6 protein-coding genes are annotated in these 9,758 nt (G+C 47.3%); 2 read left to right on the forward strand and 4 right to left on the reverse strand.

Going from position 1 to position 9,758, the window contains the following annotated elements:
- The coding region (locus FHQ30_RS03155) for a hypothetical protein (RefSeq protein ID WP_267963813.1) at nt 1-305 on the forward strand (305 nt) is incomplete at its 5' end.
- A 141-nt stretch (nt 306-446) separates the two neighbouring features.
- Here the strand turns inward: FHQ30_RS03155 and tyrA are convergent.
- Nucleotides 447-1,571: a bifunctional chorismate mutase/prephenate dehydrogenase gene (gene tyrA / locus FHQ30_RS03160; RefSeq protein ID WP_139611193.1), complete on the reverse strand. Its 1,125-nt coding sequence runs from the start codon at nt 1,569-1,571 to the stop codon at nt 447-449.
- 13 nt (nt 1,572-1,584) lie between these two features.
- Nucleotides 1,585-2,652 carry a 3-deoxy-7-phosphoheptulonate synthase gene (locus FHQ30_RS03165; protein ID WP_139611194.1) on the reverse strand — a complete coding sequence of 356 codons (1,068 nt, stop codon included), beginning with the start codon at nt 2,650-2,652 and terminating at the stop codon, nt 1,585-1,587.
- Between the two features lie 468 nt (nt 2,653-3,120).
- Here FHQ30_RS03165 and FHQ30_RS03170 point away from each other — a divergent pair, with 468 nt between their 5' ends.
- Entirely contained in the window at nt 3,121-3,393 is a 273-nt protein-coding gene (locus FHQ30_RS03170) for a hypothetical protein (RefSeq protein WP_139611195.1), read from the forward strand.
- Nucleotides 3,394-3,754: 361 nt separating this feature from the next.
- On the opposite strand, the gene FHQ30_RS03175 is transcribed toward FHQ30_RS03170, so the two are convergent.
- Nucleotides 3,755-5,164: an FAD-dependent oxidoreductase gene (locus FHQ30_RS03175; protein ID WP_139611196.1), complete on the reverse strand. Its 1,410-nt coding sequence runs from the start codon at nt 5,162-5,164 to the stop codon at nt 3,755-3,757.
- Between the two features lie 107 nt (nt 5,165-5,271).
- The gene (gene gltB / locus FHQ30_RS03180) at nt 5,272-9,732 is read right to left on the reverse strand and encodes a glutamate synthase large subunit (protein ID WP_139611197.1); all 4,461 of its coding nucleotides are present in this window, start codon (nt 9,730-9,732) and stop codon (nt 5,272-5,274) included.
- Nucleotides 9,733-9,758: the final 26 nt, after the last annotated feature.

The raw sequence follows: 9,758 nt of genomic DNA on the forward strand, positions 1-9,758 counted from the left end.
GATCAACAGACCCTAGATTTTATAGCGGAGAAAATATGAAGACTCGTTACCATTATTTTAAAAATACCAATTGGTATCTATTGAGAAGACCAATAAAAAAGGAAACATCTGATTCATGGGCAAGGAATTTGGAAGATCTAGCCAAGGTTGCACTACTGGCTATGCCTGTTGTACTATATGGACAATATAGTTGGTGGTTTAAGGGAATTAACCTTATATTGTTAGCTTTCGCTGCATATGGGATTTTATTATGCAGTAAAGAGCTGAGAAAATATCAAGACAACCTTTCACAGGAGGAAACATAATGGAAACAACGATTGTTTTGCTTATTCTTCTAGCCATGGTTATCGGTATGCTTTTTGCTATCAAGAGTGCGGTGAAAGATGCGATCAAACATGACGAAAAGCGATAGAAAATAAAGGCTGCCAAATGGTAGCCTTTAAACGTTAAAACTGTTTGTAATCATTGGCCTGCTGTAACAATTGGCGGCTCTCTTTCATAAAGACTTCAGAATAGTTGCCGAACCAGTCGCTGACCTGTTTGAACGCTTGGGTAAATCCAGCACGGTCATTCTGTTCAAAAAAGCGTAACGCTTCTTCATAACTCTGTTTTAAAGACTCAATCACCGCTAAATTTTCCGGTTTGTCCAAAATAATATCCGCATACAGCTCGCCGTCTTGCGCAAACAAGCGCCCAATCATCGCCAATTCCAAACGGTAAATCGGAGAGGACAGTGCTAATAATTTTGATAATTCAACCGGCTGGCGCGATAAATGCAAGCCGTTGGCAAAAGTTGCAAAATGGCGTAAGGCTTGAATATAGGTCATATTTTTATCATGCTCGGCAGGATCAATCGCATAAACGGTTGCGCCCCAAAGCTGCATTTGCTGCAAAATCCATTGATAACGTTCAGGGTAGCGCCCGTCACAGCGCACAATCAGTTGTTTGGCGAAACTGGCAATATCCGGGCCGAACATCGGATGTAAGCCCAATACCGCTCCTTGATGCACTTGCAGCATTTTTTCAACCGGTTGGCGTTTCACAGAAGTGAAATCCAGCAGTAGCATATTTTCACGCAAGTGCGGTTGCAGGCGTTCGATGGTTTCTAGAGTGTTGCGAATCGGTACGGTCACGATCACCACGTCGGCATCATGCAAAATCTGATCCGCACGTTGCCAATCGGTTCGCCCTAAATTTTCAACCTGATAGCCCGATAGTTGAAAATAACGCCCGAACAACCCGCCGAGCTTGCCCTTTCCGCCAACAATCACGATTTTTTTAATCGCAGGATTGACGGTTTTAAAGCCGTTTTTATGCTCGTTTTGGTAAGATTCACGCATAATCCGACGTAGCAGATCTTCGATTAAATCGGGCGAAATTCCCATTTTTTCTGCTTCTTGGCGACGTGCCGCCAACATCTCCGCTTCCCGTTCCGGTGCATACACCGGCAAGCCGTGTTGGTGTTTCACTTGCCCGACTTCCGCCACCAGTTGCAGGCGTTTTTCCAGTAAGCCTAATAATTCCCGATCAACGTTGTCAATTTCATCGCGTAAAGGTTGCAAAGGTTGCATTTCGCAATCTCCGTTAAGGTCTGTTCAATAATTGTTGATGAATTTTACGCAATAATTGCTCGGTTGTCTGCCAATCAATGCAGGCATCGGTGATCGAAACACCATATTGCAACTGTTGTTTCGGCTGTTCGGAATTTTGATTCCCGGCAAACAGATGGCTTTCCAGCATTAAACCGGTGATTGAACGGTTGCCGTCCAAAATTTGTTGCACCGCATCTTCCGCCACCAGTGGCTGACGGCGGTAATCTTTATTCGAATTGCCGTGGCTACAATCGATCATAATCGACTGTTCTAAATTGGCTTTTGCCAGTTCCTGTTCGCATTGTTGTACAAACTCGGCTTGATAATTCGGTGCTTTACCGCCGCGCAAAATCACGTGCCCGTCTTTATTGCCTGCGGTTTGCAGCAAACTGACCTGCCCTTGTTGGTTAATGCCGATAAAACGGTGTCCCAGCGAAGCGGCTTTCAACGCATTAATCGCTGTCGCCAAACTGCCGTCGGTACCGTTTTTAAACCCGACTGACATCGACAAACCTGACGCCATTTCCCGGTGGGTTTGCGATTCGGTGGTGCGTGCGCCGATTGCCGACCAACTGAACAGCTCCGCCATATATTGCGGCGAAATTGGATCAAGCGCTTCCGTTGCCAGCGGCAAGCCCAATTCAGCCAAATCAATCAACAATTTCCTTGCCAACTGTAAACCATTCTCTACATCAAAACTGCCATCCAAGTGCGGATCGTTAATCAACCCCTTCCAACCGACTGTGGTACGCGGTTTTTCAAAATAGACACGCATCACGATATAAATTGTATCCTTCACTTCATCAGCCAAGACTTTCAATTTGTGCGCATATTCCAATGCCGAGATTGGATCATGAATCGAACAAGGGCCAATCACCACAAGCAATCTTTTGTCTTGTCGATGAATTATATTGGCAATCTCACGGCGAGATTGTTCGATTTGTCGGCTAAGTGCGGTACTGAGCGGAAGCTTTTCTTTTAGCTCTTGTGGCGTCAGTAATACTTTTTCATCATAAATATTGACATTGTGGATTGCATTTTTGTTGGCTACAGCATTCATAAAAGTCCTTGTTTTAATTTTAATGTAAATATTTTAATACACATATTGTATCAATATCATTACAATAATCTATCTTTAGAAAAATTTCAAGCCGGATTTGATGCTAAGCTTACCGCACTTACCTAAGTGCTATCTGGCTGCGTAGTTACTAGCCAAATACTAGGGGCTGTTGATCTTTTAAGTATATTATTTGAGCTAAAACTAATCCTTTTAGCCTAGCACGGCAAAGCCGTACTAGGTTACGCATAGATCAGCCACTTTGCGGCTGCTTCAGAGAGGCAAAGCCTCTCATCAATGCTTAACCGATTGCGACCGTAGGTCGCTGTCGGATAAAATCACACTCTTTTTGCTTGATTTATAAACACAAAAGATCAACAGCCCCTAAGCCAAATCAGAAAAACATTGCCTTAAGCAACAAATACCAGTAAGGTTAAAGCTATAATTTTACACACGCTATACGGTGATTTTATGTTGACAACCTTAAACATCAATCGACTTCTTAATGCGCCCGATGAAATCAAAAAAGAGATTTCCGAAACATTATTTTCAGTCGAAAATACTTCACCAACTGAAGAAATTCTTTTCCAGCAAGCTGAGGATTTTTGGCGTAATTTAGACAGTAAAAAACCTAGCAAAAAATTAACGGCAGCAGAGCGTAAGCAACTGGTGCAACAAATCCGTAATGGCAAAAGTGCGATAACTGTCTTAGGATATGATGACAATGATTTTATTTCAGAATAACTATTTAGAAATTATTTATTACGAAGTATTATCCGAAACATCCAGGACAAAAATCATCACACATTTCGAAAATAGTCATTTTTTCGGTGGTTTTAGCGCGTTTTCTTTCAAAAAAGGGACTAAAAAGATCTTTATTACTTCACAAACCCAACCCATTACCATTTTCTTCAAAAAGAAACAAAATCAATTTTTAATTGTCGCTTTCCAGTTCGATAAGACGGATTATTTAACTTTTACCAAGAAAAGCCACTTCAAGACACTGGAAGACATGTTAAAAATCGATGATACAGAAAAACAAATCCGTTTTTGAAGAAAATCTGCCATCTTCTGAAGATGGCAGGTCTTAAAATAGCGTTAAACCCTAAACCTCCAAATACGCCATAATTCCTTGTGCAGCTTGGCGCCCTTCGGCAATAGCGGTCACGACCAGATCAGAACCGCGAGTGATATCACCGCCGGCAAAAATTTTCGGATTAGCGGTTTGCTGTTTAAATTCGCCTTTGGCTTCGATGCGTCCACGGTTGTCTGTCGTAACGCCGACCGCACTTAGCCACGGCATGGCGTGCGGGGCAAAGCCGAAAGCAACGATAACTGCATCGCACACCATCAATTCTTCGCTGCCAGCCACGATTTGCGGACGGCGGCGCCCATTGGCATCCGGTTCACCCAGCTCGGTGCGCACGATGTTAATCCCGACAACCTTGCCTTGCCCATCGGTTTCGATGGAAACCGGTTGTGCATTGAAATAGAAATTTGCCCCTTCTTCTTTGGCATTCTGCACTTCACGGCGGCTGCCAGGCATATTGGCTTGGTCACGCCGATAGACACAGGTCACTTGTGCTGCCTGTTGGCGTAACGAAGTGCGCACGCAGTCCATGGCGGTGTCGCCACCACCCAGCACCACCACTTTTTTGTCTGCCATCGAGACAAAATCGTCACACGCCAAGCCCATCACATTTTTAGTATTGGCAACCAGGAACGGCAATGCGGAATAGACCCCGTTGGCATTTTCATTCGGGATTTCTGCCTGCATACTTTGGTAAGTACCGACACCTAAAAACACCGCATCATACTCTGCCGCCAGTTGTTCTAAACTGATCTCTTTGCCGATTTCAACCCCAAGTTTAAATTCGATTCCCATGTCGCTGAAAATTTGGCGACGGCGAATCATCACCTCTTTTTCCAATTTAAACGACGGAATCCCGAAAGTGAGCAAGCCGCCGATTTCCGGCTCACGTTCATAGACGGTGACCGCAACGCCGTTTTTAATCAGCTGTTCAGCACAGCCTAAACCGGCAGGCCCTGAGCCCACCACTGCGACTTTTTTCCCAGTATGCGGCACTGCTTTCACCGTCGGACGCCAGCCCATTTCAAAGGCTTTTTCGGTCAGGTATTTTTCTACGCTGCCAATGGTGACTGCACCAAATTCGGCGTTCAGTGTGCACGATCCTTCACACAGCCGATCTTGCGGGCAAACTCGTCCGCACACTTCCGGCAGGGTGTTGGTTTCATGCGCCAATTCCGCCGCTTCGATAATCCGATTTTCATAGACCAGTTTTAACCAGTTCGGGATATTGTTATGCAACGGACATTTGTGTTGGCAATACGGATTACCGCACTCCAAGCAGCGATCCGCTTGCGATGCCGCTTGTGGTTGCTCATATACCTGATAAATTTCGATAAATTTTGTTTTGCGATCCTGCAACGCTTTTTTCGGCGGATCGATGCGCGGCAAATCGATGAACTGATAAATATTTCCCTGCTGACTCATATTCTATTTCCTATTTTGTCACTCACGCTGTTATCGTTGAGAGCCAAAGTGCGGTCGGCTAACCGCACTTTATTTTTATTCGCTTAGCCCTGATTGGCTTGGCTCGCTTATTGAGTTACCACCCGCAACTCATCGACGGTGCGGCGTTGGTGCCCCAATAACGCATTCACATCTTTTGCTTTTGGTTTCACCAAACGGAATCGCGCCAGATAGTCGCTCCAGTTGGCTAAAATCCGCTCCCCTAACGGGCTGGCGGTATTTTCAACGTGTTCGGCAATCAAACCGCGCAGATACTCTTGATGCGTCGGCAATGCGTCCAATGGCAAGGTTTCAACCAGTTCATGATTTAAACGTGATTCAAATTTTTCATCAAGATCCAGCACATAAGCAAAACCACCGGTCATGCCTGCGCCGAAATTAATCCCGGTTTTACCCAACACGCACACCACACCGCCGGTCATATATTCACAGCCGTTATCGCCGATGCCTTCCACCACCGCCGTTGCGCCGGAATTGCGCACTGCAAAGCGTTCTCCGGCTCTGCCGGAAGCAAACAGTTTGCCGCCGGTTGCGCCGTATAAACAGGTGTTGCCGGCGATAGTCGACTCTTCTGCTTTGAAGAGGGTACCGCTGTGCGGACGGATCGCAATTTTGCCGCCAGCCATTCCTTTACCGACATAATCGTTGGCATCGCCGGTGAGATACAGATTGACGCCGCCAGCCAGCCACACACCGAGGCTTTGCCCGACCGTGCCGTTTAAGCGAATCTCAAAACGTTGCTTGTCGTTACCTTTATTGCCGTATTGCTGCGCAATCATCCCTGATAAAGTCGCCCCCACCGAGCGGTCTGTGTTGCGCACATCGTAGCTCAAGTCCACTTGTGTCTGAGCGGCAAGTGCGGTTGCCACATCGGCAACAATGGCTTTGTTAAGCTCGCCTTTATCCATTGTCGGGTTGGCTTCAATACAGTGTCGGGCACTACCCTCTGGTACTTTCGGTGCATACAGCAATCCACTTAAATCTAAGGCATGCTGTTTAGCGGTTTTGCCTTCAATAATTGACAGTAAATCAGTGCGCCCGATCAGATCGGTCAGCTTGGTTACGCCCAGCTCTGCCATCAATTCGCGTACGTCCTGTGCGATAAACTTGAAGTAGTTCATCGCTTTTTCCGGCAAACCGTGATAGTGGTTTTGACGCAATTTTTCGTCTTGGGTTGCAATTCCGGTCGCACAGTTGTTCAGGTGGCAAATCCGCAGATAACGACAGCCTAACGCCACCATCGGTCCGGTGCCGAAACCGAAACTCTCCGCCCCCAAAATCGCTGCTTTGATCACATCCAGACCGGTTTTCAGACCACCATCGACCTGCAACCGCACTTTATGGCGTAAGTTATTTTCCACCAACGCCTGTTGCGCTTCCGCCAAGCCTAATTCCCACGGTGAACCGGCATATTTCACGCTCGACAACGGACTGGCGCCGGTGCCACCGTCATAACCGGCAATGGTAATCAAATCTGCATAGGCTTTCGCTACGCCGGTAGCAATCGTGCCGACACCCGGCAGTGATACCAGTTTGACCGAAATCATCGCTTTAGGATTGACCTGTTTCAAGTCGAAAATCAGCTGTGCCAAATCTTCAATCGAATAAATATCGTGATGCGGCGGCGGTGAAATCAAGGTCGAACCCGGCACGGCATACCGCAACTGTGCAATATACGGAGTGACTTTATCGCCCGGCAGTTGCCCGCCCTCTCCCGGTTTTGCCCCTTGCGCCACTTTGATTTGAATCACTTCGGCGCTCATCAAATACGCCGGTGTCACCCCAAAACGCCCCGATGCCACTTGTTTGATTTTAGACACTTTTTCGGTGCCATAACGTTTCGGATCTTCGCCACCTTCACCGGAGTTGGAATAGCCGCCTAAACGGTTCATCGCCACCGCCAGTGCTTCGTGCGCTTCCGGCGATAATGCGCCGATGCTCATCGCCGCCGAATCGAAACGTTTGTACAGCCCTTCCGCTGGTTCAACGTGTTCTAAGCCAATTTTTTTCGCCGGATCAATATTCAGTTTTAACAGATCACGCAACGTTGTCGCCGGACGATGGTTTACTGTCTCGGCATATTGGCGATAAATCGAATAATCACCACTGTTCACCGCTTGCTGTAAGTAATTCACCACCTCCGGATTATAGGCGTGATACTCCCCTTGCGGTTTATATTTCAGATAGCCACCGTTATCCAGATCCTGGCTGGCACGCCAAGCCGACTTATTCAATGCTTTCAAATCAGCTTCCAATTCAACAAAGCCTGCGCCTTTAATCCGTGAACGGATTTTACGGAAACAGAGATCAACGACTTCGTCACTTAAACCGACCGCTTCAAACAGGTGTGCGCAGCGGTAAGACGAAATAGTAGAGATTCCCATTTTAGAAATAATTTTATACAAGCCTTTGTTGATACCATCGCGGAAATTCGCCATCACCTGCCGGACTGGTTTTTTAATCGCGCCTTCGGCGATCATGGCTGCCAATGTTTCATAGGCTAAATACGGATAAATCGCCGTGGCACCCAAACCGATCAACACCGCGAAATGGTGCGGATTGCGCGCCGAACCGGTTTCAACCACAATATTGGCATCGCAGCGCAAGTGGGTATCTACCAAACGTTGTTGCACCGCACCCACCGCTAACACCGCAGGAATCGGCAATCGGTTTTTCGCCAAAGTGCGGTCGGAAATAATCAACAACACTGAACCGCTGCGCACCGCACTTTCGGCTTGATCGCATAATCTCAGCAGCGCCTCTTGCAACGATAAATCCTGCGGATCGTAAGTGGCGTCCAGCACTTGGTGTTGGTAATAAGTCGGTTCTAAGGCTTTCAACTGCTGCATATCCGAATACAGCAAAATCGGCGATTTGAAACTGACCCGATGCGACATCCCCTCCGTTTCGAAAAACACGCTCATTTCTCGCCCGATGCTGGTGTTCAAGCTCATCACGTGCTTTTCCCGCAATGGGTCGATCGGCGGGTTGGTGACTTGCGCAAAATATTGGCGGAAGTAATCATAAAGAATTCGCGGCTTCTCGGACAGCACTGCAAACGGGGCATCATCGCCCATTGAACCGACCGCTTCTTGTCCGTCTTCGCCCAAAACCCGAATCAGATTTTCCAACTCTTCTTTATCGTAAGCAAATTGCTTCTGATGAATCGAAAGTGCGGTTTGATCCAATTCCGCCTTACCGATTTTATCGTCCGGCAGGTTTTCATAAGGTTTTAAACGCAATACGTTTTTATCCAACCAAGCACGGTACGGATGGCGCTGTTTCAGTTCTGCATCAATCTCGTTGGAATGGATCAACTTGCCGTTGATAGTATCAATCACCAACAATTCGCCCGGGCCGACCCGCCCTTTTTCCACCACTTCATCGGGGGCATAATCCCAAATGCCGACTTCGCTGGCGATGGTGATTAACTTATCTTGCGTAATCACATAACGCGCCGGACGCAAACCGTTTCTGTCCAACGTACAAGCGGCATGCGTACCGTCGCTGAGCACGATTCCCGCTGGGCCGTCCCACGGCTCCATGTGCATCGAGTTAAAATCGTAGAACGCCTGCAATTCATCGTCCATATCCGGGTTATACTGCCATGCTGGCGGCACTAATAAGCGCATAGCACGGAATAAATCCATACCGCCGTTGACGAACAATTCCAACATATTGTCTAACGAACTGGAGTCCGAACCACTTTCATTCACAAACGGCGCCACCGTCTGCAAGTCCGGAATCAATGGCGTATGATACTTATAGCCTCGCGCCCGAGCCCAAGCACGGTTGCCGGAGATGGTGTTGATTTCACCGTTATGTGCTAAAAAACGGAACGGCTGTGCCAACTTCCAACGCGGTAAAGTATTGGTCGAAAAACGCTGATGAAACAAGCAGATACCGCTCTCCATGCGCAGATCCGCCAAGTCCAGATAAAATTTCGGCAAATCCCTCGGAATACACAAGCCTTTATAGATAATCACTTGACTAGACAAGCTACAAATATAGAAATCGGGATGTTCAATCCGCATTTCAATCCGACGGCGTGCCATAAACAAACGGCGTTCGATATCGGTGCGCCCCCAACCTGCCGGCGCATTGACAAACACCTGCTTAATCATCGGTAAACTCGACGCCGCAATTTCCCCCAACACCGATTTATTGATCGCCACATCGCGCCACGCCGCAATCGTCAACGTTTCACGCGTCAATTCTTCTTTGATGATCGCACAATACTGTTCGATTAATTGCGGATCAGTCGGCAGAAAAATCTGCCCGACGGCAAACTCTTTGCCCAAACGCCAACCTTGTTCTTCCGCTAAAAAGCGGAAAAAACGTTTTGGCATCTGCATATGCAAACCACAACCGTCACCGGTTTTTCCGTCAGATAACACCGCGCCACGGTGTTGCATCCGCGACAGACCCAAAATCGCGGTTCTCACCACCTTATGGCTGGGTTTTCCCTCCAAATGGGCAATCAGACCAAAACCGCAGTTCTCCCTGATCTCATCTCGGTTATAAAGCATAATAAACTTCCTGTACTGTCTAATCA

The sequence above is a fragment of the Testudinibacter sp. 'clade 2' genome, from assembly GCF_006227735.1.
GTDB lineage: Bacteria > Pseudomonadota > Gammaproteobacteria > Enterobacterales > Pasteurellaceae > Chelonobacter.

What these genes read in the sequence shown, in the direction of transcription:
- FHQ30_RS03170 (WP_139611195.1), top strand. Translation starts at nt 3,121, where the DNA reads ATGTTGACAACCTTAAACATCAATCGACTTCTTAATGCGCCCGATGAA.
- FHQ30_RS03165 (WP_139611194.1), bottom strand. Translation starts at nt 2,652, where the DNA reads ATGAATGCTGTAGCCAACAAAAATGCAATCCACAATGTCAATATTTAT.
- tyrA (WP_139611193.1), bottom strand. Translation starts at nt 1,571, where the DNA reads ATGCAACCTTTGCAACCTTTACGCGATGAAATTGACAACGTTGATCGG.
- gltB (WP_139611197.1), bottom strand. Translation starts at nt 9,732, where the DNA reads ATGCTTTATAACCGAGATGAGATCAGGGAGAACTGCGGTTTTGGTCTG.
- FHQ30_RS03175 (WP_139611196.1), bottom strand. Translation starts at nt 5,164, where the DNA reads ATGAGTCAGCAGGGAAATATTTATCAGTTCATCGATTTGCCGCGCATC.